This is a genomic window from Streptomyces sp. NBC_00466 (assembly GCF_041433995.1).
Classification (GTDB): domain Bacteria; phylum Actinomycetota; class Actinomycetes; order Streptomycetales; family Streptomycetaceae; genus Streptomyces.
Map to the genome: position 1 here is coordinate 1,285,606 of NZ_CP107896.1, position 25,055 is coordinate 1,310,660.

The following is a 25,055-nucleotide window of genomic DNA, read 5'->3' on the forward strand; positions in this document are numbered from 1 at the left end:
GCTACTCGACCCCGATCAGCAGCGGCGCCAGCTGGCGGCCGCCGTCGTAGACCACCGTGTCGACCGCCAGGTGCCCGCCCCGTACGAACCCTTCGAGCCGGTCGGCGACCGCCACCGGCACCCCGTCGCCCAGGACCAGCGTCACCAGTTCGCCGCCCGCGGAGAGCATCCGGTGCAGCACCGTCTCCGCCGTCGTGACCAGATCGGCTCCGATCACCGCCACATCGCCGTCGATGAGACCCAGCACGTCGCCGGCCTGGCAGATACCGGCCGACGTCCAGGACTGCCGCTCGGCGACGGCCAGTTCGGCGTAGCGGGTGGCGCCCGCCGCCGCGGTCATCGCGACGACGTCCTCGTCGAACCGCCGCTCGGGCTCGTGCACGGCCAGCGCCGCGACGCCCTGGACGGCTGCCCGGGTGGGCACGAGGGCCACCCGTACGCCCTCCGCCCTGACCTGCTCGGCCGCCGCCGCTGCCGTGTGGCGCAGTTCGGCGTCGTTGGGCAGCAGCACCACCTCGCGGGCGTGCGCGCGCCGGATCGCGTCGACCAGTTCGCCGCTCGCGGGCGGCTCTCCCGGGCGGGCCAGCACCGTGGTGGCACCGGCTTCCCGGCACAGGGCCGCCAGACCCTCGCCGGGTACGACGGCGACCACCGCGCGCTGGACCTGCTCGGGCGCCGGGGTCCCGGCCACGCCGAAGTGGGTGATACGGATCCGGTAGGGGCGCCCGGCGTCGACTCCGGCCTCCACGGCAGCCCCGGCGTCGTCCACATGGACATGGACGTTCCACAGGCCGTCACCGCCGACGACGACCAGTGAGTCGCCGATGCCGTCCAGCCGGGTACGCAGCCGGGCCACGGCGTCGTCGTCCGCTTCCAGGAGGTAGATCACCTCGAAGGCCGGGCCGCCGTCGGCCGGGCAGTCGTCGGTGAAGTGCGGGGGCAGCACGGTGGGGGCCCGCCGCCGCTCGGCGGCCGGGGCCTCACCGGAGAACGCCCCGGCCAGCGCGGCGAGGACGTCGACCAGGCCCCGGCCGCCCGCGTCCACGACGCCCGCGCGGCCGAGTACGGCCAGCTGTCCGGGGGTTGCGTCCAGCGCCACGCGCGCCCCTTCGTAAGCCGCGCGCGCCACCGCCGTGCAGCCGGCGCCGGTACCGGGCAGGGCGGATGTGTCCGTACGGGCGGCGGCCGCAGCCGCTTCGGCCGCGGCGGTGGCCACCGTCAGAACGGTGCCCTCCACCGGGTGCGCGACCGCCTGGTACGCCGATTCCGCTGCCCGGCGAAGCGCCTCGCTCAGCAGTTCCGCGTGATCATCGTCACCCGTCGGCGCCCCGAGCACCTCGGCCATGCCGCGCAGCAGTTGGGCCAGGATCGTGCCCGAGTTGCCGCGGGCCCCGATGAGCGCGCCGTGTGCCATCGCCCGTACCGCGTCCGCCAGCGCGGGGGCCGAGCCCCCGCCGTCCGGGCCTCCGTCGGATCCGGCGGCGGTGCCGGCAGGACCCACCGTCCCGTGGGCGACGAAGACCGCTTCCACCGCCTGGGCCGCGGATTCCACGGTCAGATAGAGGTTGGTGCCGGTGTCCCCGTCGGCGACCGGATAGACGTTGATCGCGTCGATCTCCTCACGGTCCCTGCCCAGCGCCTCCAGCGCCAGTGAGCACCAGGTGCGGACCACGACGGCATCCATATCGTCGGGCGGCTGCGGCACCTGAAGCCTCCTTGAGCAGCGGGGTTGAACCGCAGGGTAGCCCTCGGCCGGGAAGTGGGCAGCGGGACCCGGACCGGGAGGGGGGCGGTGCCAACCGTGGTAGTTTCGTTCCACCGGCGCAGTCGTTGTATGCTGCTTCGGTTGCCCGATGAGAATCGGGCCATTCCTCCGGTACCGCCACTTCAGTCAATGATTCCGGCGCGCCGGAATTCACTGTAAGTGCACCTGAAGTCTTTGGAGTGACCCGTGGCTGCCAACTGCGACGTCTGCGGCAAGGGGCCGGGCTTCGGCAACAACATTTCGCACTCGCACCGCCGTACTCCGCGTCGCTGGAATCCCAACATCCAGCGCGTGCGTGCAGTGGTCGGTCGGACGCCGAAGCGGCTCAACGTCTGCACCTCGTGCATCAAGGCCGGCAAGGTCTCGCGCTAATCTGTGGTTGCTCCCCGCCTGTGCGGGGACTGATCCCGCCGACGTTTCGTCGTAGCGCAGCCCCTTGCGGTTGCCTTGAAAAGCCGGTCCACCTCGGTGGACCGGCTTTTTCGCATTCCCCTACGCATTCCCGCACGCATTCCCACTGAGCGCCTGCTGAACCGAGCGCCCACTGAACGGGCGGGCCCGGCGGCCCGGACCCGTCCCGTCCTCATCCGTGCCGACAGCTCACCGGCGGAGCTGCCAGCCGTGGTCCACCGGGCCGATGCCCGAGCCCAGCGCGAATCCGGCACCGATGGCGCCCGTGACGTACTCCTTGGCCGCGGCCACCGCTTCGGGCACGGCCAGACCGCAGGCCAGCTGCGCCGCGACGGCCGACGCCAGCGTGCATCCGGTGCCGTGCGTATGGCGGTTGTCGAGCCGGGGCGCCCGCAGCCAGTGCTCCTCGCTGCCGTCGGTGAGCAGGTCCACCGCGTCACCCGCGAGATGACCGCCCTTGATCAGCACCCACTTCGGCCCGTGGGCCAGCACGGCCGCCGCCGCACGCGGCAGATCGGCCTCGCACTCCACCTGTACGCCGGTGAGCTGGGCCACCTCGTCCAGGTTGGGGGTGGCCACGGTGGCCACCGGCAGCAGCCGCTTCCGTACGGAGTCGAGCGCCGATGCCGCGAGCAGCGGGTCGCCGTGCTTGGAGACCCCCACCGGGTCGACGACCACCGGGGCCCGCGTCCCGGCGAGGAGCTCGGCCACCGTCTCCACCAGCTCCGCCGACGACAGCATCCCGGTCTTCACCGCGTCGACGCCGATGTCGTCCACGACCGCCCGGTACTGGGCGCGTACGGCGTCGGCTGGCAGCTCCCACGCGCCGTGCACGCCCTGCGAGTTCTGGGCGGTCACCGCGGTGAGCACGCTCATGCCGTGCACCCCGAGCGCGAGCATCGTCTTCAGGTCCGCCTGGATGCCCGCGCCGCCGCCGGAGTCCGATCCGGCGATGGTCAGGACCAGCGGTGGCGCCGTCATGACGGGTCCTCCCCGAAGTGGTCCCAGCCGCCCTTGCTGGTCCACGGCGCCCCGTCGACCGTCACATGGGGCAGCGCGGAGGGGTTGACCACCTCGCCGATCACCTTCCAGCGCGCGGGCAGTTTCACGTCCGGCGGGAAGGTGGCCACGATCGCGTGGTCCTCTCCCCCGGTGAGCACCCACTGGAGCGGGTCCACACCGACGGCCTGGCCGATGTCGCTCATCTGCGTCGGGATGTCGATGAGCCCCGCCCGCAGGTCGATCCGGACCTTGCTGGCCTCGGCGATGTGCCCGAGGTCGGCCACCAGTCCGTCACTGACGTCGGTCATCGCGGTGGCGCCGAGGCCGGCGGCCGCGGGGCCCGCGTGGTACGGAGGTTCGGGGCGCCGGTGCGCCTCCACGAAGGCGCGGGGCGAGCGGAATCCGCGGGAGAGCACCGCGAACCCGGCGGCGGACCAGCCGAGCCATCCGGTGACTGCCACGACGTCGCCGGGCCTGGCGCCGGACCTGGTGACCGGTTCGTGGTTGCGCAGATCGCCGAGTGCGGTGATGGAGACGGTGATCGTGTCTCCTCGTACGACATCGCCCCCGACCACGGCGGCCCCCGCGACCTGGCACTCGTCGCGGATGCCGTCCATGAGCTCGGTGGGCCAGGTGACCGGGAGCTCGGCGGGCACGACGAGCCCCAGGAGTATCGCGGTGGGCACCGCGCCCATGGCCGCGATGTCCGCGAGGTTCTGCGCCGCCGCCTTGCGGCCCACGTCGTACGCGGTGGACCAGTCCCGGCGGAAGTGCCGCCCCTCCAGCAGGATGTCCGTGCTCGCCACGACCCGCCGGTCGGGGGCGGCCACGACCGCGGCGTCGTCGCCGGGCCCCAGCCGTACCGCCGGGGTCGTCGTGAGCCTGGAGGTGAGCTCTCTGATCAGCCCGAACTCCCCGAGCTCCCCCACAGTGCCCTTCATCGCCCGTCGCCTCTCCTCGTGATCCGGACCTCGTGTCCGGGCTGTCCGCCGGCCTGCCTGCCAGGGGAGATACCCCGTATACCCTGTTTGCCCCGGTCCGCTCGCGGTCGCGGGCTCCCACGGCCGTGGGTACCGTCAATCAGGTACGTCAACTCTGTATCCCATACACCCCGTACGCGTGTGACTGCAGGGTGCGCGGGTCTCCCCGCCGCCCGGAGCTACGCGATACCGTGGCGTCCCTTTCTCTCCCCCACATGATCCTCGTGGCCGCCTTGGAGGTTCCGTGGTACAGGCGTACATCCTCATTCAGACCGAAGTGGGCAAGGCGACAGCGGTCGCCGAGCTCGTCGGGAAACTCCCCGGGGTGATCCAGGCAGAGGACGTGACCGGTCCGTACGACGTGATCGTGCGCGCGCAGGCCGACACCGTCGATGAGCTCGGCCGCATGGTGGTCGCCAGGGTCCAGCAAGTGGAGGGCATCACGCGCACCCTGACCTGCCCGGTCGTCCATCTGTAGCCCCCTCTACGCTGAGCCGGTGAAGACCGATCGCCACCGGCTCCTGTCCCTTTCCGCCGCCGCCCTGCTGCTGGCGGCCGCGGGCTGTTCCTCGACGGACGGCAGCACGTCCGTCGCGGTTCCCGAGCCGCCCGCGGCCCAGGTCAAGCTCTGCGGGGCGCTCGACAAGGAGCTGCCGAAGACCGTCGCGGGACTGACCCGCGGCGATCCGGCGCCGAAGTCCGAACTGACCGCCGCTTGGGGGGATGCGGCGATCGTACTGCGCTGCGGGGTCCCGCGGCCCGCGGAGATGGACGACTCCCAGGCCAAGGCCGTGGACGCGAACGGGGTCAACTGGCTGCTGGAGCAGCGGGACAGCGGACCCCGGTTCACGACCACGTACCGCAAGGCCTATGTGGAGGTGACCCTGGGGCAGAAGTACGCCCACGACGCCACCCCGCTCTCCGACTTCGCGAGCGCCATCAGGAAGACGGATCCGTCCAGCCTCTGAGGGCCGGCCGGCGCACGGTCTCAGCGCAGCCCCGTCGACCGGCTGAGCGCGGCCTGGATCAGCCGGTCCACCAGCTCCGGGTAGCCGACGCCGCTCTCCTGCCACATGCGCGGGTACATCGAGATCGGCGTGAACCCGGGCATGGTGTTGATCTCGTTGATGACGAACCCGCCGTCCTCGGTGAGGAAGAAGTCGGCGCGCACCAGACCCTCGCAGGACACCGCGTCGAACGCCTCGACGGCAAGCCGCTGTACCTCGGCGGTCTCCTCGGCCGTCAGCGGTGCGGGCACCATGCCCTCGGCCGACTCACCGGGGATGTACTTCGCCTCGAAGTCGTAGAAGTCGTGCGAGGTGACCGGCGGGATCTCGGCGGGCACGCTCGCCCGCGGGCCGTCCTCGAACTCCAGCACCCCGCACTCGATCTCGCGGCCCCGCAGCAGCGCCTCGACCAGCACCTTGGGGTCGTGGCGCCTGGCCTCCTCGACGGCGTCGTCGAGACCGGCCAGTGAGTCGACCTTGGTGATGCCCATCGACGAACCGCCGCGTGCGGGCTTGATGAAGAGCGGCCAGCCGTGCTCGCCCGCGAAGTCCACGATCTTCTTACGGGCGGCGGCCGGGTCCAGGTTCCACTCGCGGGGGCGGATCACCTCGTACGGGCCGACCGGCAGCCCGTAGGAGAGGAACACCCGCTTCATGTACTCCTTGTCCTGGCCGACGGCGGACGCGAGGACGCCCGCGCCGACGTAGGGCACTCCGGAGAGTTCGAGCAGGCCCTGGAGGGTGCCGTCCTCGCCGTAGGGGCCGTGCAGCATCGGGAAGACCACGTCGACGTCGCCCAGCGCCTTGGGCACCGAGCCGGGCTCGCTGTAGACGACTTCGCGGTTGCCGGGGTCGACGGAGAGCACCACGGCGCCCTCGGCGCCCTCGGCGATCGCTTCCACCGACGGCATGGTGCGGTCGGCGATGGCCATCCGCTCGGGATCGTCAGCGGTCAGCGCCCAGCGGCCGTCCGTGGTGATGCCGATGGGCAGTACGTCGTATTTCGTCCGGTCGATGGCGCGCAGGACGGCGCCCGCTGTGACCACCGAGATGGCGTGTTCGGAGCTGCGCCCGCCGAAGACAACCGCCACACGCGGCTTACGACGCTGCTGCTCAGGGCTCTGGGATGAGTTCTCGCTGCTCATATCGCGTTGAGGGTACCTGCTGGTACGTATCGAGTCAGCGTCGCTCGGCCTTGGCGCTGCGCGACATCAGTTCCTTCAGCGCGACGACCGGCGCCTTCCCGTTGTGAACGATGTCCACAACGGTTTCCGTGATGGGCATTTCGACGCCGTGCCGGCGGGCCAGATCGGCCACCGACTCACAGGACTTGACGCCTTCGGCCGTCTGACGGGTGGCCGCGATGGTCTCCTGGAGCGTCATGCCCCGGCCGAGGTTGGTACCGAAGGTGTGGTTGCGGGAGAGCGGCGACGAGCAGGTGGCCACCAGGTCGCCCAGGCCCGCGAGTCCGGAGAAGGTCAGCGGATCCGCGCCCATCGCCAGGCCCAGACGGGTGGTCTCGGCGAGTCCCCGGGTGATCAGTGAACCCTTGGCGTTGTCACCGAGTCCCATCCCGTCGGCGATCCCGACCGCGAGGCCGATCACGTTCTTGACGGCGCCGCCCAGTTCGCAGCCGATGACGTCGGTGTTGGTGTACGGGCGGAAGTACGCGGTGTGGCAGGCGGTCTGGAGCCGCTGGGCCACCGCTTCGTCCCGGCAGGCGACGACGGCGGCAGCGGGCATCCGGCCGGCGATCTCCTTGGCCAGGTTGGGCCCGGTGAGTACGGCGACGCGCTCGGCGGGGACCTTGCCGACCTCCTCGATGACCTCGCTCATCCGCTTGGCCGTGCCGAGTTCGACGCCCTTCATCAGCGAGACGAGGACGGTGCCGGGGTGCAGCAGCCCGGTCCAGTCGGCCAGGTTGGCGCGCAGCGTCTGCGACGGGACGGCGAGCACGGTGAACTCCGCGTCGCGGGCCGCCTCGGCGGGGTCGGCGGTGGCCCGTACCGACGCGGGGAGTTCGATCCCCGGCAGATAGTCCGGGTTGGTACGGGTGGTGTTGATGGCCTCGGCGAGAGCGGCACGGCGGCCCCAGAGGGTCACCTCGCACCCCGCGTCGGCGAGGACCATGGCGAAAGCCGTGCCCCAGGATCCGTTGCCGAAGACGGCTGCTCGCGTCACTTGGTGCCCTCTCCTGCGGCCTTGCGGCGCTCTGCGGCGCGGGCCTTGCGGTGGTCGTACGGTTCGGCGGGGGCCTGCTCGCCCCGCAGGTCCTCCAACAGGGCGGTGACGGCGGCCATGATGGCCTCGGTCGCCTCCCGCAGCACCTCGGGCGTCGGGTCCTCGCCGTAGAACCGCGCCAGGTCCACCGGCGGTCCGGCCTTGACCTGAAGGGTCTTGCGCGGGAAGAAGTGGACCTTCTTGCCGGTGGCGTACGGCGGCATCGCGAGGTTGGCGCCCCACTGGGCCACCGGGATGACCGGCGCCTTGGTGAGCAGAGCCGCCCGCGCGACCCCGCTCTTGGCGGTCATCGGCCACTGCCCCGGGTCGCGGGTGAGGGTGCCTTCGGGGTAGAAGGCGACGCACTGGCCCTTTTCAACGGCGGCCACGGCGGCCCGGAAGGCGCCGAAGGCGTTGGAGGACTCGCGGTAGACGGGGATCTGTCCGGTGCCGCGCAGTAGCACTCCGACGACGGGCACCTTGAAGAGCGCGGCCTTGGCGAGGAAGCGGGGCACCTTGCCCGTGTTGTACTGGAAGTGACCGTAGGAGAACATGTCGAGATATGAGTTGTGATTGACAGCGGTGATAAATCCGCCGTCATCCGGAATGTGTTCCATTCCGCTCCAGTCCCGCTTGAACAGAACCAGCAGCGGCGGTTTAGCAATCACCGCCGCCAGGCGGTACCAGAAGCCGATTCTGCGGCCGGACACTCGGACACCTTCCTCTTGTTCCACTTGAGCCTCAACGCTGCCTGGCTGCCTGACGTCACGTGTCGCACCGGGCCCCCTGCTCTGTCGAGAACACCGTACGCCCGGCCCGGCCCGCCCGGTATCGCGGGCTCGGGCCACAATGGGGCCGATGCCGAACACGGATCGGACCGCCAACTGGTCCCTGGTCGTACCTCTGAAGCCCTTGTCGCTGGCGAAGAGCAGACTCTCGCCGACGGCGTCCGACGCGGTGCGTCCCGGGCTCGCCCTGGCCTTCGCGCAGGACACCGTGGCGGCGGCGCTGGCCTGTTCTGCCGTACGGGATGTGGCCGTCGTCACCAACGACGCGCTGGCCGCCGCCGAACTGGCCTCGCTGGGTGCCCGGATTGTGCCGGATACGGCAGCGGCGGGGCTGAACCCCGCACTGGCGCACGGTGCGCGTTCCGTGCGGGAGCTGCGCCCCGGGGCCGCCGTGGCCGCGCTGAACGCCGACCTTCCCGCACTGCGCCCGGCGGAATTGCGACGGGTGCTCGACCGGGCGGCGGAATTCCCCCGTGCATTTCTGACGGATGCCGCGGGAATCGGCACGACTTTGCTGACAGCGCGAGCGGACACTGAATTGAGCCCGGCATTCGGCGGGCTGTCGCGGGCGCGGCATTCCGCGTCGGGAGCGGTGGAAATACTGCTCGGGGGCGTGCCTTCGGTCCGCCAGGACGTGGACACCGGTGACGATCTGCTGGCCGCTGTGGCACTGGGGCTCGGCCCGTACACGGCCCGCAGGTACGCGGCGGTCACCGGGGAGCCGAGGCCCGTCCGCGGCCGGGAAGGCCGTCACGGGACGCCGCGACGCCGCTGACAATCGTGGGCGAGGTCGTAAGCTGCGCTCATGCAGGCGACCGCGTACACGTACGACTCCGAGACCCGCAGCGGCAGTGTGCTGCTCGACGACGGCACCCCGGTGGATTTCGGTGCCGCGGCCTTCGACGCGGGCGGCCTGCGGCTGCTGCGGTCCGGGCAGCGGGTACGGATCGAGACGGCGGACAACGGCGGCGAGGGCGAAGCCCCGCACATCACCCTGGTGACCCTGGTGACGCTCTGACGCCCGCGGCCTGAGGCCCACAACGCACCGCGGGCCGGACTCCCCAGGGGGAGTCCGGCCCGACGCGTGGGTGGCCCTACCGCTTACTTCTTCCTGGCGGTGGCCTTCTTGGCGGTGGTCTTGCGCGCCGTGGTCTTCTTGGCCGGGGCCTTCTTCGCAGCGGCCTTCTTCGCCGGCGCCGTCTTCTTCGCGGCCGCCTTCTTGGCGGTGGCGGCCTTCTTGGCCGGGGCCGCCTTCTTCGCCGCCGCCTTCTTGGCGGTGGTGGCCTTCTTCGCCGCGGTGGCCTTCTTGGCCGCCACCGTCTTCTTGGCAGCGGTCTTCGCCGTCGTGGCCTTCTTCGCGGCCGCCTTCTTGGCGGTGGTGGCCTTCTTCGCCGCCGCCTTCTTCACGGTCGTACGGGTGGAAGCACCGCCCGAGAGGCTGCCCTTGGGCGCCTTCTTCACGGCCACGTCGTTCTTCGGGAGCTTCTTCGAGCCGCTGACGAGGTCCTTGAAGCCCTGACCCGCACGGAAGCGCGGCACCGAGGTCTTCTTGACCCGCACGCGCTCACCCGTCTGCGGGTTGCGGGCGTACCGGGCCGGCCGGTCGACCTTCTCGAACGAGCCGAAGCCGGTGACCGACACACGGTCGCCGCCGACAACTGCGCGGACGATCGCGTCCAGTACGGCATCGACAGCGTCTGCGGCCTGCTGGCGGCCACCGACCTTGTCGGCAATGGCCTCTACGAGCTGCGCCTTGTTCACGTCTTCCCCTTCGGAGACATTGCCCGAACGAAACTGTTCAGGCTTTTTCGCACGTTAGGCAGATATATACCGCAAATCAAACACGAAACGGTCTAATCACCCTTGTGCCGCAACGAACTCAACCGTCACGGAGATCCACCAAGGGAGTTGCCATCGGGGAATCGACCCTCGTCGAGGTCCTTCATCAACCGATCCAGCCGCGTTGCTGCATCGGTGAGATCGTGCTTCGCCGCGGCCGTGATGACCAACAGCTTCCGGGACAGCGCCATCCGTACGCCCTCCGGGACTTGCAGTTCACGCACCCTTGCGTGCGCTTCTTTCATTTGTTCGGCGACTTCCGCGTAAAGCTTGAGTTGGTTGTCGCGTTCCATGCGCCGATTGTGCCATCTGGGGCGAGTTGTCGCCCGGCGGGGGCTCAACAAGCGACTGCGCCCCCTGCCGGTCGGCAGGGGGCGCAGTCCTGAAAAGGTGCTGCTCAGACCTCAATTGTGCGGGGCTTGAAGGCGGGTCGGGCCGCCTCGTAAGCCGTGATGTCCGCTTCGTTCTGAAGGGTGAGGCTGATGTCGTCCAGGCCGTTCAGCAGCCGCCAGCGGGCGTTCTCGTCCAGCTCGAAGTCGGCGGTGATGCCCTCGGCGAGGACCTGACGGGCCTCCAGGTCAACGGTGACTTCGGCGGTCGGGTCGGCCTCCGTCAGCGCCCAGATGGCATCCACGACCTTCTGGTCGAGAACGACGGTCAGCAGACCGTTCTTCAGCGAGTTCCCGCGGAAGATGTCGGCGAACCGGGACGAGATGACGGTCTTGAAGCCGAAGTTCTGCAGGGCCCACACCGCGTGCTCGCGGGAAGAGCCCGTACCGAAGTCGGGGCCCGCCACCAGCACCGACGCGCCAGCGCGCTCCGGGCGGTTGAGCACGAACTCGGGGTCCTTGCGCCACGCCTCGAAGAGCCCGTCCTCGAAGCCGTCGCGGGTGACCTTCTTCAGCCAGTGGGCCGGAATGATCTGGTCGGTGTCGACGTTGCCGCGGCGCAGCGGGACGACCCGGCCGGTGTGCTTGGTGAAAGCTTCCATGGAAATCAGGCCTCCACGAGAGTCGGGGCGTCGGACAGGTCGGCGGGCGAGGCCAGATGGCCAAGCACCGCGGTGGCGGCGGCCACCTGCGGGGAGACCAGGTGGGTACGGCCGCCCTTGCCCTGCCTGCCTTCGAAGTTGCGGTTGGAGGTGGAGGCGCAGCGCTCACCGGGCGCGAGCTGGTCGGGGTTCATGCCCAGGCACATCGAGCAGCCCGCGTGCCGCCATTCGGCGCCCGCGGCGGTGAAGACCTTGTCCAGGCCCTCCTCCACGGCCTGCAGCGCGACCCGTACGGAGCCGGGGACGACCAGCATCCGCACACCGTCGGCGACGCTGCGGCCCTTCAGCAGGGCTGCCGCGCTGCGCAGGTCCTCGATGCGGCCGTTGGTGCAGGAACCCACGAAGACCGTGTCGACCTTGATGTCGCGCAGCGGCTGGCCCGCGGTCAACCCCATGTATTCCAGGGCCTTTTCGGCGGCCAGACGCTCCGATGCGTCTTCGTACGAAGCCGGGTCGGGGACGCTGGCGGAAAGCGGTGCGCCCTGGCCGGGGTTGGTGCCCCAGGTGACGAACGGGGCCAGTTCGGCACCGTCGATGAACACCTCGGCGTCGAATACCGCGTCGTCGTCGGTGCGCAGGGTCTTCCAGTGCTCGACCGCCGCGTCCCACTCCGCGCCCTGCGGGGCGTGGTCGCGGCCCTTGAGGTAGTCGAAGGTGGTCTGGTCCGGGGCGATCATGCCGGCCCGCGCGCCCGCCTCGATCGACATGTTGCAGATGGTCATCCGGGCTTCCATCGAGAGCTTCTCGATGGCGGAGCCGCGGTACTCCAGGATGTAGCCCTGTCCGCCGCCGGTGCCGATCCGGGCGATGATGGCCAGGATCAGGTCCTTGGCCGTGACCGCGTCGGGCAGTTCGCCCTCCACCGTGATGGCCATGGTCATGGGGCGGGCCATCGGCAGCGTCTGGGTCGCCAGCACATGCTCGACCTGGGAGGTGCCGATACCGAACGCCAGCGCACCGAAGGCGCCGTGCGTGGAGGTGTGGCTGTCACCGCAGACCACGGTGGTGCCCGGCTGGGTCAGGCCCAGTTGCGGTCCCACGACATGGACGACACCCTGCTCGACGTCGCCCAGCGGGTGCAGCCGTACGCCGAACTCCGCGCAGTTCTTGCGCAGCGTCTCCAGCTGGACACGGGAGACCGGGTCCGCGATCGGCTTGTCGATGTCGAGGGTGGGGGTGTTGTGGTCCTCGGTGGCGATGGTGAGGTCGAGTCGCCGCACCGGCCGGCCGTTCTGGCGCAGACCGTCGAACGCCTGCGGGCTCGTCACCTCGTGCAGCAGGTGCAGATCGATGAAGAGAAGGTCGGGCTCGCCTTCGGCGCGCCTGACGACATGGTCGTCCCAGACCTTCTCCGCGAGTGTCCTACCCATCGCTTTCCCTCCGGCCGGCGTCTTCGCCGGCCCAACTAGAAATCGGGCGCCCCGTCCGGACCCCCGTACCGGGCGGCAACTGCGAGCCGTTGTACGGCCGCCCCTACAGGTTGGCAAGTTCCCTGGAAAATTGAACTTGCGTTTCACAGAGTGAGACGCGAGTATCGTTGCATGGACAACTCTAGCGGCGTCGGCGTTCTCGACAAGGCAGCTCTGGTATTGAGTGCTCTGGAGTCCGGCCCGGCCACCCTCGCCGGGCTGGTCGCGGCGACAGGGCTGGCACGACCCACGGCACACCGGCTTGCGGTGGCCCTGGAACACCACCGGCTGGTGGCGAGGGACATGCAGGGCCGGTTCATTCTCGGCCCACGGCTCTCGGAGCTGGCAGCGGCGGCGGGCGAGGACCGCCTGCTCGCCACGGCCGGCCCCGTACTGACGCATCTGCGCGATGTCACGGGCGAGAGCGCCCAGCTCTACCGCCGGCAGGGAGACATGCGGATCTGCGTGGCGGCGGCCGAGCGCCTCTCCGGGCTGCGGGACACCGTCCCGGTCGGCTCGACACTCACCATGAAGGCCGGTTCGTCGGCGCAGATCCTGATGGGCTGGGAGGAGCCGGAGCGGCTCCACCGTGGGCTCCAGGGCGCCCGGTTCACCGCGACCGCGCTCTCCGGCGTACGGCGCAGGGGCTGGGCCCAGTCGATCGGCGAGCGCGAACCGGGCGTGGCCTCGGTCTCCGCCCCGGTGCGCGGACCCTCGAACCGGGTGGTCGCCGCCGTCTCGGTGTCGGGCCCGATCGAACGGCTCACCCGCCACCCGGGCCGGATGCACGCCCAGGCGGTCATCGACGCCGCCGGACGGCTCTCCGAGGCCCTGCGCCGCTCCAGCTGACGCGGGCCCCCCGCTCACACAGGGCCCGGCAGCCGCTCCGCTCAGTCACCCCGACCGGTCGCTCAAGCACCGGCCGCCCCAGCGTCGTGGCGGCCCGGCTTCACGGCGGACCGGGACCGGCCCGCTCAGCCCTCCCCGGGCCGTGAGCCCGCGCCGGAGCGGTGCGCGAGACGGTCCGCCGCCGCGCGGCCCCGCCGCTCGACCGGGAGCACTCCGGTCGCCGCCGCCAGCCCGAAGGCCGGCATATCGGCGTAGATGGACTCGTACGACCCCTCCGGCACGATGTACGTCTCGTGCCACAGCCCCACATGCTGCCGGGACTTCCGCTCCTTGCGGTTGACCATGGCCCACGCGGTGCGGTGGAACATGTCGGGAGCAGCCGCGTACGCGAGCAGCTTCTCCTTCGACTCCCAGTACTGCACGACGTAGTACGTCCGCGGTGAGCCGGTCAGCAGCGCGTGGCCGAGGAGTCCGCGATCCTTGTTCCTGCCCAACTCCCTGAGCATGCGCGGCATCGCCAGGAAGACGGGCAGCCAGTGGTGCACTCCCCAGAAGTGGTTGATGCGCATCCCGATCAGCAGAATGACGACGTCGCCTTCGGCGGCTGCGGTCATCCGGCCCGGAATCGGCTTGGCGAACATGCCGTTCCCCCCTCACCGTGCTGGACGGCAGATATTGGATAGCGGCACTATCCAGTGCTGGGATAGTGGCACCGCCCACGGGGCGGCGCAAGGGAAGGCGCCAGGAATGCGACTGTCGGAACTGAGCGAGCTGAGCGGGGTCCCGGCCGCGACGATCAAGTACTACCTGCGGGAGCGGCTCCTGCCGCCCGGCCACCGGATCAGCGCCACCCAGGCCGACTACGACGAGAGCCATCTGCGCCGGCTGCGGCTGGTGCGGGCACTGATCCAGGTCGGCCGGCTCCCGGTGGCGACGGCGCGGGAGGTGCTGGGGCATGTCGACGACGCGTCCCTGGGCCGCACGATCCGGCTGGGCGCGGCCCTCTGGTCGCTGCCGCACGGACCCGAACCGGACGACGAGGCACCGGAGACGGCCGTCGCGCGCACCGAGGTCGACCGGCTCCTCGACCAGCTGGGCTGGGAGAGCGTCCGGGAGATCGGCGAACTCTCCCCCGTCCACCGTTCACTGGTCGCGTCGGTGGCCACACTGCTGCGGCTCGGCTATCCGTACGAGGTCGGCTACCTGGTCCAGCAGGCCCGGCTGATGTACCAAGTGGCCGTCCAGGACCTGGACATGATGGAGACGCACCCCTCCGAGAAGGAGCAGGTGGAGACGGCCGTCGTGGCCACCGTGCTCTACGAGCCGCTGCTGACTGCGCTGCACAGACTGGCGCAGGAGGAGGAGTCGGCTCGGCGCTACGGGCTCTGAACCGGCGGGAGTTCGGGCATCCGGCCGACAGGCCGGTCACACAACAGGCCGGTCAGGCAACAAGCCCATGCAGAAAGGCCCTTCACCGAAGTGAAGGGCCTTTCCCGTCCTGTACCCCCGACCGGATTCGAACCGGCGCTACTGCCGTGAGAGGGCAGCGTGCTAGGCCGCTACACAACGGGGGCTTGTACTGCAAGGTGGTTACTACTGATCTTGCGCTGGGCTACCAGGACTCGAACCTAGAATGACGGTACCAGAAACCGTTGTGTTGCCAATTACACCATAGCCCATGGTGGAGTACCCCCGACCGGATTCGAACCGGCGCTACTGCCGTGAGAGGGCAGCGTGCTAGGCCGCTACACAACGGGGGCCCTAGCGATCCTGCATCAAGTTGACCGGGTGCGACCCTGATCAACTCACGGGAAGGATCTGTACCCCCGACCGGATTCGAACCGGCGCTACTGCCGTGAGAGGGCAGCGTGCTAGGCCGCTACACAACGGGGGCTTGTACTGCAAGGTGGTTACTGCTGATCTTGCGCTGGGCTACCAGGACTCGAACCTAGAATGACGGTACCAGAAACCGTTGTGTTGCCAATTACACCATAGCCCAATGAAACGCAACCCCTTGGGGGTCTTGTTCATCTCGCGCTGTCCGCTCCGGCCTTCCGGCCCACTCGGGCGGCGCAAGAAGAACATTACCCGAAGGTGGACGGCGCTCCAAAACGGGTATCGCCCCGCAGCAGCCCGGGAAGCTGGCCCAGCGCGGTGATCCGCTCCAGCTCGGGCCGTCCGCCGAGGTCCGCCCTGTCCAGCCAGACCGCGCGCAGTCCGGCCGCGAGCGCTCCGGCGGCGTCGATGTCCGGATGATCTCCCACGTACAGGACTTCCGCCGGGTCGAGCCGCAGGGCGTCGCAGGCGGCGTGGAAGGCGCCGGGGGCGGGTTTGGCCACCCCCAGGTCGGCCGCGCAGACGAGCACCTCGAACCGGTCCCGTACGCCCAGGGTGCGCAGCTTGCGGTCCTGGTTGTGGGCGGCCGAGTTCGAGAGGAGGCCGTGCCGGTAGTCGGCGGCGAGGGCGTCGAGCGCCGGCACGGCGTCCGGGAAGAGCGACCAGGCCGCCTCGTAGTGCGCCAGGTGCCGGGCGAACCAGGCGTCGGCCTCCTGGTCGCTCAGTTCCGTACCGGTGAAGGACCGGACCCGCTCGCGGCGCTGGCCCTCCCAGTCGGTCTCCCCCGCGGCGAACCTCGCCCAGTGCAGCTCGGTGATCTCCCGCCAACGGCCGAGGGCCTGCTCGACGGAGGTGTATCCGTCGGGCAGGCCCTCGGTCTTCAGATGTTCCAGCAGCCCGGTGCGATCCGCGGTGGTGTAGTCGAAGATCGTGTCGTCGATGTCCCAGAGGACCGCACGTATGGGCATGTACCCAGCTTAGGCGGCCAGCTTCGCCAGCGCCGCGTCGATCCGCTGGAGCGAGCGCTCCCTGCCCAGGATCTCCAGGGACTCGAAGAGCGGCAGGCCGACCGTACGGCCGGTGACCGCGACGCGGACCGGGGCCTGGGCCTTGCCGAGCTTCAGGCCGTGCTCCTCGCCGGCCGCCAGGACCGCCGCCTTGAGCGCATCGGGGCTGGTCCAGTCGGCGTCGGCGAGCTTGGCGCGGGCCGTGGTGAGCAGGGCCGCCGGGTCGCCCTTCATCGCCTTCGTCCAGGACGCCTCGTCCTCGACCGGCTGGTCCAGGAAGAGGAAGTCGACGTTGGCGGTGATGTCCGAGAGGACCGTGAGGCGGGTCTGCGCGTACGGGGCGATGGCCTCCCAGGCCGCCTGGTCGAAGTTCTCCTCCGGCCAGTTGGCGTGCGGGGCGCGCAGCCACGGGGTGCAGGCCTCGGTGAAGGCGCGCACGTCCAGCAGCCGGATGTGGTCGGCGTTGACCGCCTCGGCCTTCTTCAGGTCGAAGCGGGCCGGGTTGCTGTTCACGTCCGCGATGTCGAACTTCTCGACCAGGTCGGCGACCGAGAAGATGTCCTGGTCCGCCGAGAACGACCAGCCCAGCAGGGACAGGTAGTTGAGCAGTCCCTCGGGGAGGAAGCCCCGCTCGCGGTAGAGGTTGAGGGACGCCTCCGGGTCGCGCTTGGAGAGCTTCTTGTTGCCCTCCCCCATCACATAGGGAAGGTGCCCGAAGAGCGGGATCTCCTTGGCGGCGCCGATGTCGATCAGCGCCTTGTACAGCGCGATCTGGCGCGGGGTCGAGGAGAGCAGGTCCTCGCCGCGCAGTACGTGCGTGATCTCCATCAGCGCGTCGTCGACCGGGTTGACGAGCGTGTACAGCGGCGCGCCGTTGGCCCGGACGATGCCGTAGTCCGGGACGTTCTCCGGGGTGAAGGTGAGCTCGCCGCGGACCAGGTCGTTGAAGGTGATCGTCTCGTCGGGCATCCGGAAGCGGACGATGGAGGTGCGGCCCTCTGCCCGGTACTCCTCGATCTGCTCCGCACTGAGGTCGCGGCAGTGGCCGTCGTACCCCGAGGGGCGGCCGGCCTTGCGGGCGGCGTCGCGGCGCTCGTCGAGCTCGGCGGTGGTGCAGTAGCAGTCGTACGCGTGGCCCGCGTCCTGGAGCCTCTTCGCGATGTCCGCGTAGATGTCCATCCGCTGCGACTGCCGGTACGGCGCGTGCGGGCCGCCCTTCTCGTCGGGCCCTTCGTCCCAGTCCAGGCCGAGCCAGCGCAGCGAGTCGAGCAGCTGGTTGTACGACTCCTCGGAGTCGCGGGCCGCGTCGGTGTCCTCGATGCGGAAGACCATGGTGCCGCCGGTGTGCCGGGCGAAGGCCCAGTTGAACAGGGCGGTGCGGACCAGTCCCACGTGGGGGTTGCCGGTCGGGGAGGGACAGAAACGTACGCGGGGGGGCACCCCCTGCCCGTCGAGCGAAGCCGAGAGCTTGGGGGGGGGTGTCGCGTTAGCCACGCTTGATCACCTTGTTGGTGAGAGTGCCGATGCCTTCAATGGAGACGGCGACCTCGTCGCCGACGTTGAGCGGTCCGACGCCGGCCGGGGTGCCGGTCAGGATGACGTCTCCGGGGAGCAGCGTCATGGCGTCGGAGATGTTCACGATCAGATCCGCGATGGAGTGGATCATCTCGCTGGTGCGGCCGAGCTGTCGCTGGTCGCCGTTGACCGTGGCCTGGATGGTCAGGTCGGACGGGTCGAGGTCGGTCTCCACCCAGGGGCCGAGCGGGCAGGAGGTGTCGAAGCCCTTGGCCCTGGCCCACTGCTTCTCGCGCTTCTGGACGTCACGAGCGGTGACGTCGTTCGCGCAGGTGTAGCCGAAGACGACGTCCTTGACGCGGTCGTGCGGGACCTCGCGGCACATCCGGCCGATCACCACGGCCAGTTCGGCCTCGTGGTGCAGTTCGCTGGAGAAGGAGGGGTACTCGATGGCGTCGCCCGAGCCGATCACCGAGGTGGTGGGCTTGAAGAAGGCGAACGGCGCGTCCGGGACCGCGTTGCCGAGTTCCGCCGCGTGTTCCGCGTAGTTGCGGCCGAAGGCCACGACCTTGTTGGGGAGCACGGGGGGCAGCAGCCGGACCTTGCTCAGCGGGACCTTGACACCGGAGAGCTCGAAGTCGGAGTACGGGATGCCCTTGATGATGTCGAGGACGAGGTCGCCCGAGGGATCGGAGCCCTCGCCCTCGACCACGCCGAAGGCGACATTGCCGTCGATGGAGAATCTGGCGATGCGCACGAGTGCTGTCGCCCCTCACTTACTGGCTGGCTGGAGTTCTGACGCTCCAGGCTAACGCGGGTGGCGAGGGGCTGCCGCGCGATCACCCCGCGTCACTCGGCGGGGGTGACCTGCGCCTGGGCGGGCGCCTCCATCAGGATCGTGCGGCGCGGGTTGGCCGTCACGGCGGGCAGGGTCGCGGCGTGCTCCGGCTGCTCGGGGCGCTGCAGTTGCTCGGCGTCCGTGAGGTGGGCGAGCGTGGTGCGGCGGGGGTTGGCAATGTTGCGGAACAACGTCGTCGTCTTCATCTGCTTGTGAGGCCCTGTCGGTCGGGCGGCGCCGGGGCGCCGGGTTGTCGGATTCGCCATCCCTGTAAAGCGTCAGGCTAAACATCTGATTCCCCGCGGAAGCGTGGGCCGGACATCGATCTAGGTGTGAGTTTGCTCACGAGTTGAGTGATATTTAGGGCATTACGGTCACTCAACACCCCCTGAAATAGCGGACATTACACGCTTGAACGCCCCATTTCGCCCCTGATCATCGCGACTGGGACACCCCCGCCCCGTAAGCGGTACGTAAACAAAAGTCCGATTCATCCAGGATGGATTTCTACCCCTGGTGATGCGCCGCTCACGCCGTGTCAATAAGCTCACATCCCGGCCCATGGGCCTTGTTGGAGATCCGTCGCTGTGCTGGAATTCCACGCACTGCCGCGCAGTCTTTGTGAAAACACAGGCAGGCCGGCGCACGAAGGGCGCAACGCAGCGCCGAGTGGCGGCGGTAAAGGGGGAGAACACGCCGGTCACTGACGACCACCATGGGGCGCGCCGCGCCCCACAACTCGACACCGTTCCGCCGCCTGTGCGGGGGAACGCCTGGTCCAGAGGTTGCGACGCTAGTGCAGGGACGTTTCAAGAGGGATGGCACGGGCTCTCCCCAGGCCCGCCAGGGTCGAGGGGAAGCCGAGGCTGAACAGGAGCCTCGCGGCGGATCCGACCGCGGCTCCTCGGCCCAGCACGCCCAGGCCCCCCAGGCCCCCCGGGGACAGAGCCAGACCCCGGCAGGAGGCGGTGAGTCCGGTACGTCGGCTCCGGCCGCGCCGAAGCCCAAGGGCCAGACGGGCGCGGGCTCACGAATAGCTCTGCGCAACTGGCGCATCAGCACCAGGCTTGTCTCCCTGCTCGCGCTGCCCGTGGTCGCCGCGACCACCCTGGGTGGGCTGCGCATCAATGACTCGCTGGACAACATGCAGCAGCTGGACCACATGCAGCTGCTCACCCAGATGACCAAGCAGGCGACCGAACTGGCCGCCGCGCTCCAGGAGGAGCGCGACAGGTCCGCGGGTCCGCTGTCGCACGGCGCGAAGGCCAACGACTTCAACGTCGAAGAGCCCCGCAAGCGCACCGACCTCGCCGACCAGGCCTTCCTCAAGGGCACCGCGGACTTCGACAGCGCGAACCGCGACAGCTCGATCGAGTCGATCCGCGGCAGCCTCCGGGGTATCGCCACCAAGCTGACCCGGCTCAAGGCCATCCGCGCCGACGCGTACCAGGGCAGCGCCACCACCTCGCAGACGGTCAACGAGTACAGCGAGCTGATCGATTCGCTGCTCGGCCTCTCCCAGGACATGGCCCAGGCGACCGCCAACCCCGAGATGATCAAGCGGACCCGCGCCCTGGCGGCCTTCTCGTCCGCCAAGGAGTACGCGTCGATCCAGCGAGCGGTCATCGCCGCCGCACTGCCGACGAGCAACAAGGGCCACGGCCAGCTGGAGGAGAGCGACCGGCTCTTCGCCAAGTCCGCCATGCAGAGCGAGGAGGACGAGCTCAAGTCCTTCAAGCTGGTCTACGCGGGCAACGCGGCGGCCCTGACCGCCCCGCTGGACACCGGTAACCCGGAGATCACCGCCGCCAGCCTGTACGCGAAGCACGTCCTGGAGAACAAGGGCGGTCTGCAGAGCCAGACCCCGCGTTCGTACAAGGACTGGTACGACGCGGACAGCAACCGCATCACCGCGATGAAGACCATCGAGGCCACGCTCCTCGGCGAGATGGAGCAGAAGGCCCGCGAGCTGCGCAACGACGCCGAGCGCGAGGCGATCATCAACGCCGCGCTCATCGTGCTCGTGCTGGGCGTCTCGCTGGTCGGCGCCTTCGTCGTGGCCCGGTCCATGATCCGCTCACTGCGGCGGCTCCAGGACACGGCGACCAAGGTCGCGAGCGAGCGCCTTCCCGAGCTGGTCAAGCAGCTCTCCGAGACCGACCCGCAGGACGTCGACACCTCCGTGGAGTCCGTCGGTGTACACAGCCGGGACGAGATCGGAAAGGTCGCGACTGCCTTCGACGACGTGCACCGCGAGGCCGTCCGGCTCGCCTCCGAGCAGGCCATGCTGCGGGGCAACGTCAACGCGATGTTCACCAACCTCTCGCGCCGCAGCCAGGGCCTCATCCAGCGCCAGCTCTCGCTCATCTCCGAGCTGGAGTCCCGCGAGGCCGACCCGGACCAGCTGTCCTCGCTCTTCAAGCTCGACCACCTCGCGACCCGTATGCGCCGGAACGGTGAGAACCTCCTGGTCCTCGCGGGCGAGGAGCCCGGCCGCCGGTGGACCCGCCCCGTGCCGCTGGTCGACGTGCTCCGCGCCGCCGCGTCCGAGGTGGAGCAGTACGAACGCATCGAACTGGCGGCGGTGCCCGCGACCGAGGTCGCGGGACGCGTCGTCAACGACCTCGTCCACCTGCTCGCCGAGCTGCTGGAGAACGCCACGTCGTTCTCCTCGCCGCAGACCAAGGTCCGCGTGACGGGTCACGCGCTGCCCGACGGACGGGTGCTCGTCGAGATCCACGACACCGGTATCGGGCTCTCCCCCGAGGACCTCGCCGCGATCAACGAGCGGCTCGCGTCGCCGCCCACGGTGGATGTCTCGGTCTCCCGCCGCATGGGTCTGTTCGTGGTCGGCCGCCTTTCGCTGCGCCACGGCATCCGTATCCAGCTCAGGCCCTCCGACTCCGGTGGTACGACCGCGCTGGTCATGCTGCCCGTCGATGTCGCGCAGGGCGGCAAGAAGGCTCCGGCCAAGCCGGGTATGCCCGGTGGCCAGCAGCAGCCGCAGCAGCAGCTGGGGCAGTCGCAGCAGGGCGCGGGCGCCCCCGGCCGTGCCGGCGCCGGTCTCGGTGCGGGCGCTGGTGCCGGTGCGGGCGCTGGTGCCGGCGCCGGTATGGGTGCCGGTGCCCCGCGCGGTCAGGTCTCGGGTACGGGTCCGCGCGCCGCGCTGCCCGCCCGCGACGGCGACCGTTCGATCCACCCCGGCGGTCCGCAGCAGCAGGGGCTGCCGCAGGGCGGTTCCGCCCCCGCTCCGGCGATGAACGCCTTCGGCGCGGGGGCACCCATGCCGCGCAGGGCCGCCCAGGGCGGTCGCGGCGGTCAGGGCGGTCAGGGCGACACCCCGGGACGCGGCGGCAACGGACCGCAGCGCCCGCAGCAGCCCGGGGACAGCATGTTCCAGCCCCCGGCCGGCCGTCACCAGCAGCTGCCGCCGACCGGTGGCCCGCGCGCGGAGCTGCCCGGCGGCAACCCCGTCGGGCCGCAGGCCCGCGGCCCGCAGTCGCAGCAGAACCCGCAGCAGCCGCAGGGTCCGCAGCCGCCGCAGCGTCCGCAGACCACCAGCTGGGGCAATGAACTGCCGCAGCGGGCGGCCCAGGACATGCCGCGCGGCCACGAGGAGCCCGACACCGGCGCGTTCCCCGACGCGTTCGGCTCCGGTACGAACGACTCCGGTACGAACAGCTCCGGCATCGGCAACTCCGGCGCCCAGTACCGCCAGCCGCTGCGCCCGCGGCGCCAGTCCGGCGAGCGCACCCCGGCCACCCCGGCGGACGACCCGTTCGGCAACGACCGGCTCTCCGCCGAGCGCCAGGGCCCCGGCTCCACCGCCGAGTTCCAGCGCCCGGACTTCAACGGCCCGCCCCCCGGGAGCACCGGCCGGTTCGAGCGTGCCGACGTCTTCGAGCGCCCGGATGTGCGCGGCCCGCAGCGGCGCCCGCAGATACCCCAGGTGCCGCAGATACCGCAGGCCCAGCAGCAGGACGGCCGGTTCCCGCAGGACCGTCCCCAGGACGAGCGGTTCCAGCAGGACCTCCCGTACCAGGACCCGCAGCAGTCGCAGGACCCCGCGTCCACCGCGCAGTTCCCGCGAGCCGAGCTGTCGGACTTCGGCGGCTTCAACTCCCCGCGCCCGCCCGCCCCTTCGGAGGGTCCCGGCGGCGCCCCGCAGCAGCGTGACCGTACCGAGGCCGACTTCGGTGCGCCGCGCCCGCCCGCGCCGCAGAGCCTGCCCGCGCAGCCGCAGTACGACGCGCTGCCGCCGGCCGCCGACCCGGGCGACGGACGTACCCCGCTGTACGACACGCTGGAGACCAACTGGTTCCACGGCGCGCAGTCCGCGAGGACCGCGCAGCCGCAGGGACCGGCCGCTCCCCAGCAGCCCGAGCAGGCCGCTCCCGCGGCGCCGCCCCGCGACCCCATGGCCCAGACTGCCCCCGGCAGCAACTGGCGGGCATCGCCCAACGACGAACTCGTACGGCAGGCCGAGCGGGCCAAGAAGCCCGCTGCCGGTGGTGTCACTACATCCGGTCTGCCCCGACGCGTACCGCGTGCCAATCTGGTGCCCGGTACCGCACAGCAGCAGGCCCACCAGGCCGGTCCGCAGGTTTCGCGTGCGCCCGACGACGTACGCGGCCGGCTGACCAATCTCCGGCGCGGCATCCAACAGGGTCGCCAGGCCGGCAACGGCCCCTCTCACCAGCAGGAGCACTAGTTGAGTCCGATGAGCCAGGCGGCGCAGAATCTGAACTGGTTGATCACGAACTTCGTGGACAACACCCCCGGGGTGTCCCACACAGTGGTGGTCTCCGCCGATGGACTTCTGCTGGCCATGTCCGAAGGCTTTCCGCGTGACCGTGCCGACCAGCTGGCGGCCGTGGCTTCCGGGCTGACCTCGCTCACGGCGGGCGCCTCCCGGATCTTCGAAGGCGGCGAAGTCGCCCAGACCGTGGTGGAGATGGAGCGCGGCTTCCTCTTCCTCATGTCGGTCTCGGACGGCTCGTCGCTCGCCGTGCTCTCCCACCCGGACTGCGACATCGGCCTGGTCGGGTACGAGATGGCCCTGCTCGTCGACCGCGCGGGCAGCGTCCTCACCCCGGACCTGCGCGCCGAACTCCAGGGGAGCCTGCTCCACTAGAGACACCTACCCCACAGGTTCTGCCCGTACGTTCATCATCTACCGTCCGGCCGCATCACGCCCCCCACCGGCCCAGTCAGACGGCACTCCGTCTCATCGCTGTCACGCCCGGAGGATCCATGACCCCGCCCCCCGCCTCTCACGATCCGTACGGCGTGCTGCACGACGCGTCGTACGACAGTGAGGGCGACCAGCCACTGGTACGTCCGTACGCCATGACCGGCGGCCGGACCCGGCCCCGCTACCAGCTCGCCATCGAGGCGCTGGTCAGCACCACGGCCGACCCGGTGCATCTCGCGGGCCTGCTCCCCGAGCACCAGCGGATCTGCCACCTGTGCCGTGAGGTCAAGTCGGTGGCCGAGGTGTCGGCGCTGCTCTCGATGCCGCTGGGTGTGGCGCGAATCCTCGTGGCCGACCTGGCGGAGGCCGGCATGGTGGCCATCCACCAGCCGGGCAACGGAGAGGCCGGCGGCACGCCGGACGTGACACTGCTCGAAAGGGTGCTCAGTGGACTTCGCAAGCTCTAGCGGCGGGGCGGCCAGATCGACCACCTCGGCGAAGATCGTGGTGGCAGGGGGCTTCGGCGTGGGCAAGACCACGTTCGTCGGCGCCGTCTCGGAGATCAACCCGCTGCGTACCGAGGCAGTCATGACGTCCGCATCCGCGGGCATCGACGACCTCACGCACACCGGGGACAAGACCACCACCACGGTGGCCATGGACTTCGGACGCATCACCCTCGACCAGGACCTCATCCTCTACCTGTTCGGCACCCCCGGACAGGACCGCTTCTGGTTCATGTGGGACGACCTCGTACGCGGCGCCATCGGCGCCGTCGTACTCGTCGACACCCGCCGCCTTTCGGACTGCTTCCCGGCCGTCGACTACTTCGAGAACTCGGGACTCCCCTTCGTCATCGCCCTCAACGGCTTCGACGGACACCAGCCCTACACCCCCGACGAAGTACGCGAAGCACTCCAGATCGGCCCCGACACCCCCATCCTCACCACCGACGCACGACACCGCGCAGATGCAAAGAGCGGACTCATCACACTCGTCGAGCACGCACTGATGGCACGTCTCAAGTAGTCGTCCTTCTACGGCAGTTGTCGTAGCCGACCTGGGGCGGGCTGTGGTCTTTGACACGATCCGCCCCCATGTTCATAACGTTTCGACAGAGAATTCATCGACCGCGGACACCCGTTGCATCCGCATGGTGCCGCTCCGCTCACATCGGTCTCTGCTTTTGGCGCGCCTCGCTCTTTTTGACCGTTTTATCTGAGGCATACGCCACTCGGCGCGGCGGGTTCCAGCTGTTTGGAGCCACGCCGCCCGACGTGCTGGAATTCGGCGAACTCCCGAGTAGGACCACCGTTCGACGGCCGGTCCGAGTACGGCTCTGAA

Annotated in this window: 26 protein-coding genes and 5 tRNA genes; 11 read left to right on the plus strand and 20 right to left on the minus strand. The window is 70.0% G+C overall.

Annotation, left to right across the window (positions count from 1 at the left end; translation table 11 throughout):
* Position 1: 1 nt before the first annotated feature.
* Complete coding sequence (locus tag OG210_RS05580) at positions 2 to 1,705, minus strand: DAK2 domain-containing protein (protein ID WP_328331870.1); 1,704 nt, start codon at positions 1,703 to 1,705, stop codon at positions 2 to 4.
* A gap of 246 nt (positions 1,706 to 1,951) precedes the next feature.
* Between OG210_RS05580 and rpmB the strand changes: the two genes are divergently transcribed.
* Positions 1,952 to 2,137, plus strand: a complete 186-nt coding sequence (rpmB, locus tag OG210_RS05585) for a 50S ribosomal protein L28 (RefSeq protein WP_015036441.1) — start codon at positions 1,952 to 1,954, stop codon at positions 2,135 to 2,137.
* Between the two features lie 228 nt (positions 2,138 to 2,365).
* On the opposite strand, the gene thiD is transcribed toward rpmB, so the two are convergent.
* The gene (gene thiD, locus OG210_RS05590; protein WP_328331868.1) at positions 2,366 to 3,157 is read right to left on the minus strand and encodes a bifunctional hydroxymethylpyrimidine kinase/phosphomethylpyrimidine kinase; all 792 of its coding nucleotides are present in this window, start codon (positions 3,155 to 3,157) and stop codon (positions 2,366 to 2,368) included.
* Positions 3,154 to 4,119 carry a thiamine-phosphate kinase gene (locus OG210_RS05595; protein ID WP_266852576.1) on the minus strand — a complete coding sequence of 322 codons (966 nt, stop codon included), beginning with the start codon at positions 4,117 to 4,119 and terminating at the stop codon, positions 3,154 to 3,156. The genes thiD and OG210_RS05595 overlap by 4 nt, the downstream gene beginning before the upstream one ends.
* A gap of 283 nt (positions 4,120 to 4,402) precedes the next feature.
* Between OG210_RS05595 and OG210_RS05600 the strand changes: the two genes are divergently transcribed.
* Both OG210_RS05600 and OG210_RS05605 read left to right on the plus strand, forming a co-directional pair.
* Positions 4,403 to 4,636, plus strand: coding sequence for an Lrp/AsnC ligand binding domain-containing protein (locus tag OG210_RS05600; protein ID WP_328331864.1), 234 nt, complete (start codon positions 4,403 to 4,405; stop codon positions 4,634 to 4,636).
* Positions 4,637 to 4,655: 19 nt separating this feature from the next.
* Positions 4,656 to 5,126, plus strand: a complete 471-nt coding sequence (locus tag OG210_RS05605; RefSeq protein ID WP_328331862.1) for a DUF3515 domain-containing protein — start codon at positions 4,656 to 4,658, stop codon at positions 5,124 to 5,126.
* Positions 5,127 to 5,146: 20 nt separating this feature from the next.
* Here OG210_RS05605 and OG210_RS05610 read toward each other — a convergent pair whose 3' ends face one another.
* The 3 genes from OG210_RS05610 to OG210_RS05620 are packed head-to-tail and all read right to left on the minus strand — an operon-like array spanning position 5,147 to position 8,095.
* Entirely contained in the window at positions 5,147 to 6,310 is a 1,164-nt protein-coding gene (locus OG210_RS05610) for a D-alanine--D-alanine ligase family protein (RefSeq protein ID WP_328331860.1), read from the minus strand.
* A gap of 34 nt (positions 6,311 to 6,344) precedes the next feature.
* Positions 6,345 to 7,346 carry an NAD(P)H-dependent glycerol-3-phosphate dehydrogenase gene (locus OG210_RS05615; protein ID WP_328331858.1) on the minus strand — a complete coding sequence of 334 codons (1,002 nt, stop codon included), beginning with the start codon at positions 7,344 to 7,346 and terminating at the stop codon, positions 6,345 to 6,347.
* Positions 7,343 to 8,095, minus strand: coding sequence for a lysophospholipid acyltransferase family protein (locus OG210_RS05620; protein WP_328331856.1), 753 nt, complete (start codon positions 8,093 to 8,095; stop codon positions 7,343 to 7,345). Before OG210_RS05620 ends, OG210_RS05615 begins: the two co-directional genes overlap by 4 nt.
* A 148-nt stretch (positions 8,096 to 8,243) precedes the next feature.
* Here OG210_RS05620 and cofC point away from each other — a divergent pair, with 148 nt between their 5' ends.
* Both cofC and OG210_RS05630 read left to right on the plus strand, forming a co-directional pair.
* The gene (gene cofC / locus OG210_RS05625) at positions 8,244 to 8,948 is read left to right on the plus strand and encodes a 2-phospho-L-lactate guanylyltransferase (protein WP_328331854.1); all 705 of its coding nucleotides are present in this window, start codon (positions 8,244 to 8,246) and stop codon (positions 8,946 to 8,948) included.
* 30 nt (positions 8,949 to 8,978) lie between these two features.
* Positions 8,979 to 9,191, plus strand: coding sequence for a hypothetical protein (locus OG210_RS05630; RefSeq protein ID WP_328331852.1), 213 nt, complete (start codon positions 8,979 to 8,981; stop codon positions 9,189 to 9,191).
* 83 nt (positions 9,192 to 9,274) lie between these two features.
* Here the strand turns inward: OG210_RS05630 and OG210_RS05635 are convergent, their stop codons facing one another.
* From OG210_RS05635 to leuC, 4 genes are all read right to left on the minus strand, one after another.
* The gene (locus OG210_RS05635; RefSeq protein ID WP_328331850.1) at positions 9,275 to 9,934 is read right to left on the minus strand and encodes an HU family DNA-binding protein; all 660 of its coding nucleotides are present in this window, start codon (positions 9,932 to 9,934) and stop codon (positions 9,275 to 9,277) included.
* Between the two features lie 125 nt (positions 9,935 to 10,059).
* On the minus strand, positions 10,060 to 10,305 hold the full coding sequence (locus OG210_RS05640; RefSeq protein WP_266852593.1) for a hypothetical protein: 246 nt from the start codon (positions 10,303 to 10,305) through the stop codon (positions 10,060 to 10,062).
* A gap of 104 nt (positions 10,306 to 10,409) precedes the next feature.
* Positions 10,410 to 11,003 carry a 3-isopropylmalate dehydratase small subunit gene (leuD, locus tag OG210_RS05645; RefSeq protein WP_328331848.1) on the minus strand — a complete coding sequence of 198 codons (594 nt, stop codon included), beginning with the start codon at positions 11,001 to 11,003 and terminating at the stop codon, positions 10,410 to 10,412.
* A gap of 5 nt (positions 11,004 to 11,008) precedes the next feature.
* The gene (gene leuC / locus OG210_RS05650; RefSeq protein WP_328331847.1) at positions 11,009 to 12,433 is read right to left on the minus strand and encodes a 3-isopropylmalate dehydratase large subunit; all 1,425 of its coding nucleotides are present in this window, start codon (positions 12,431 to 12,433) and stop codon (positions 11,009 to 11,011) included.
* 171 nt (positions 12,434 to 12,604) lie between these two features.
* On the opposite strand from leuC, the gene ndgR reads away from it, so the two are divergent.
* On the plus strand, positions 12,605 to 13,321 hold the full coding sequence (gene ndgR, locus OG210_RS05655; RefSeq protein ID WP_327295032.1) for an IclR family transcriptional regulator NdgR: 717 nt from the start codon (positions 12,605 to 12,607) through the stop codon (positions 13,319 to 13,321).
* Between the two features lie 125 nt (positions 13,322 to 13,446).
* Here the strand turns inward: ndgR and OG210_RS05660 are convergent, their stop codons facing one another.
* On the minus strand, positions 13,447 to 13,962 hold the full coding sequence (locus OG210_RS05660) for a DUF4188 domain-containing protein (RefSeq protein ID WP_328331845.1): 516 nt from the start codon (positions 13,960 to 13,962) through the stop codon (positions 13,447 to 13,449).
* A gap of 106 nt (positions 13,963 to 14,068) precedes the next feature.
* Between OG210_RS05660 and OG210_RS05665 the strand changes: the two genes are divergently transcribed.
* On the plus strand, positions 14,069 to 14,710 hold the full coding sequence (locus OG210_RS05665) for a MerR family transcriptional regulator (protein ID WP_328331843.1): 642 nt from the start codon (positions 14,069 to 14,071) through the stop codon (positions 14,708 to 14,710).
* 112 nt (positions 14,711 to 14,822) lie between these two features.
* Here OG210_RS05665 and OG210_RS05670 read toward each other — a convergent pair.
* The 9 genes from OG210_RS05670 to OG210_RS05710 form a co-directional block, all read right to left on the minus strand.
* Positions 14,823 to 14,895 (minus strand) — tRNA-Glu (locus tag OG210_RS05670).
* A gap of 33 nt (positions 14,896 to 14,928) precedes the next feature.
* A tRNA-Gln gene (locus OG210_RS05675) sits at positions 14,929 to 15,000 on the minus strand.
* A gap of 8 nt (positions 15,001 to 15,008) precedes the next feature.
* Positions 15,009 to 15,081: transfer RNA gene (locus tag OG210_RS05680), tRNA-Glu, on the minus strand.
* A 61-nt stretch (positions 15,082 to 15,142) separates the two neighbouring features.
* Positions 15,143 to 15,215: transfer RNA gene (locus tag OG210_RS05685), tRNA-Glu, on the minus strand.
* 33 nt (positions 15,216 to 15,248) lie between these two features.
* Positions 15,249 to 15,320: transfer RNA gene (locus OG210_RS05690), tRNA-Gln, on the minus strand.
* Between the two features lie 85 nt (positions 15,321 to 15,405).
* The gene (locus OG210_RS05695; protein WP_371535143.1) at positions 15,406 to 16,125 is read right to left on the minus strand and encodes an HAD family hydrolase; all 720 of its coding nucleotides are present in this window, start codon (positions 16,123 to 16,125) and stop codon (positions 15,406 to 15,408) included.
* Between the two features lie 9 nt (positions 16,126 to 16,134).
* Positions 16,135 to 17,658, minus strand: coding sequence for a glutamate--tRNA ligase (gene gltX, locus OG210_RS05700; protein WP_371535145.1), 1,524 nt, complete (start codon positions 17,656 to 17,658; stop codon positions 16,135 to 16,137).
* The gene (locus tag OG210_RS05705; RefSeq protein ID WP_328331839.1) at positions 17,651 to 18,436 is read right to left on the minus strand and encodes a fumarylacetoacetate hydrolase family protein; all 786 of its coding nucleotides are present in this window, start codon (positions 18,434 to 18,436) and stop codon (positions 17,651 to 17,653) included. The genes gltX and OG210_RS05705 overlap by 8 nt, the downstream gene beginning before the upstream one ends.
* A gap of 92 nt (positions 18,437 to 18,528) precedes the next feature.
* Positions 18,529 to 18,723 carry a hypothetical protein gene (locus OG210_RS05710; RefSeq protein WP_328331837.1) on the minus strand — a complete coding sequence of 65 codons (195 nt, stop codon included), beginning with the start codon at positions 18,721 to 18,723 and terminating at the stop codon, positions 18,529 to 18,531.
* Positions 18,724 to 19,313: 590 nt separating this feature from the next.
* Between OG210_RS05710 and OG210_RS05715 the strand changes: the two genes are divergently transcribed.
* From OG210_RS05715 to OG210_RS05730, 4 genes are all read left to right on the plus strand, one after another.
* Complete coding sequence (locus OG210_RS05715; protein WP_371535148.1) at positions 19,314 to 23,228, plus strand: nitrate- and nitrite sensing domain-containing protein; 3,915 nt, start codon at positions 19,314 to 19,316, stop codon at positions 23,226 to 23,228.
* A 9-nt stretch (positions 23,229 to 23,237) separates the two neighbouring features.
* On the plus strand, positions 23,238 to 23,651 hold the full coding sequence (locus tag OG210_RS05720) for a roadblock/LC7 domain-containing protein (RefSeq protein ID WP_164260060.1): 414 nt from the start codon (positions 23,238 to 23,240) through the stop codon (positions 23,649 to 23,651).
* Between the two features lie 119 nt (positions 23,652 to 23,770).
* A complete protein-coding gene (locus OG210_RS05725) occupies positions 23,771 to 24,178 on the plus strand; it encodes a DUF742 domain-containing protein (RefSeq protein ID WP_164259976.1) in 408 nt (135 codons plus the stop codon).
* Entirely contained in the window at positions 24,159 to 24,740 is a 582-nt protein-coding gene (locus tag OG210_RS05730) for an ATP/GTP-binding protein (protein ID WP_164259978.1), read from the plus strand. The genes OG210_RS05725 and OG210_RS05730 overlap by 20 nt, the downstream gene beginning before the upstream one ends.
* Positions 24,741 to 25,055 lie beyond the last annotated feature (315 nt).

Bases quoted from the DNA above. Each gene is read 5' to 3' on its own strand.
- thiD (WP_328331868.1), bottom strand. From the start codon at position 3,157: ATGACGGCGCCACCGCTGGTCCTGACCATCGCCGGATCGGACTCCGGC.
- OG210_RS05595 (WP_266852576.1), bottom strand. From the start codon at position 4,119: ATGAAGGGCACTGTGGGGGAGCTCGGGGAGTTCGGGCTGATCAGAGAG.
- OG210_RS05610 (WP_328331860.1), bottom strand. From the start codon at position 6,310: ATGAGCAGCGAGAACTCATCCCAGAGCCCTGAGCAGCAGCGTCGTAAG.
- cofC (WP_328331854.1), top strand. From the start codon at position 8,244: ATGCCGAACACGGATCGGACCGCCAACTGGTCCCTGGTCGTACCTCTG.
- OG210_RS05630 (WP_328331852.1), top strand. From the start codon at position 8,979: ATGCAGGCGACCGCGTACACGTACGACTCCGAGACCCGCAGCGGCAGT.
- OG210_RS05640 (WP_266852593.1), bottom strand. From the start codon at position 10,305: ATGGAACGCGACAACCAACTCAAGCTTTACGCGGAAGTCGCCGAACAA.
- leuD (WP_328331848.1), bottom strand. From the start codon at position 11,003: ATGGAAGCTTTCACCAAGCACACCGGCCGGGTCGTCCCGCTGCGCCGC.
- leuC (WP_328331847.1), bottom strand. From the start codon at position 12,433: ATGGGTAGGACACTCGCGGAGAAGGTCTGGGACGACCATGTCGTCAGG.
- ndgR (WP_327295032.1), top strand. From the start codon at position 12,605: ATGGACAACTCTAGCGGCGTCGGCGTTCTCGACAAGGCAGCTCTGGTA.
- OG210_RS05660 (WP_328331845.1), bottom strand. From the start codon at position 13,962: ATGTTCGCCAAGCCGATTCCGGGCCGGATGACCGCAGCCGCCGAAGGC.
- OG210_RS05665 (WP_328331843.1), top strand. From the start codon at position 14,069: ATGCGACTGTCGGAACTGAGCGAGCTGAGCGGGGTCCCGGCCGCGACG.
- OG210_RS05695 (WP_371535143.1), bottom strand. From the start codon at position 16,125: ATGCCCATACGTGCGGTCCTCTGGGACATCGACGACACGATCTTCGAC.
- OG210_RS05710 (WP_328331837.1), bottom strand. From the start codon at position 18,723: ATGAAGACGACGACGTTGTTCCGCAACATTGCCAACCCCCGCCGCACC.
- OG210_RS05720 (WP_164260060.1), top strand. From the start codon at position 23,238: ATGAGCCAGGCGGCGCAGAATCTGAACTGGTTGATCACGAACTTCGTG.
- OG210_RS05725 (WP_164259976.1), top strand. From the start codon at position 23,771: ATGACCCCGCCCCCCGCCTCTCACGATCCGTACGGCGTGCTGCACGAC.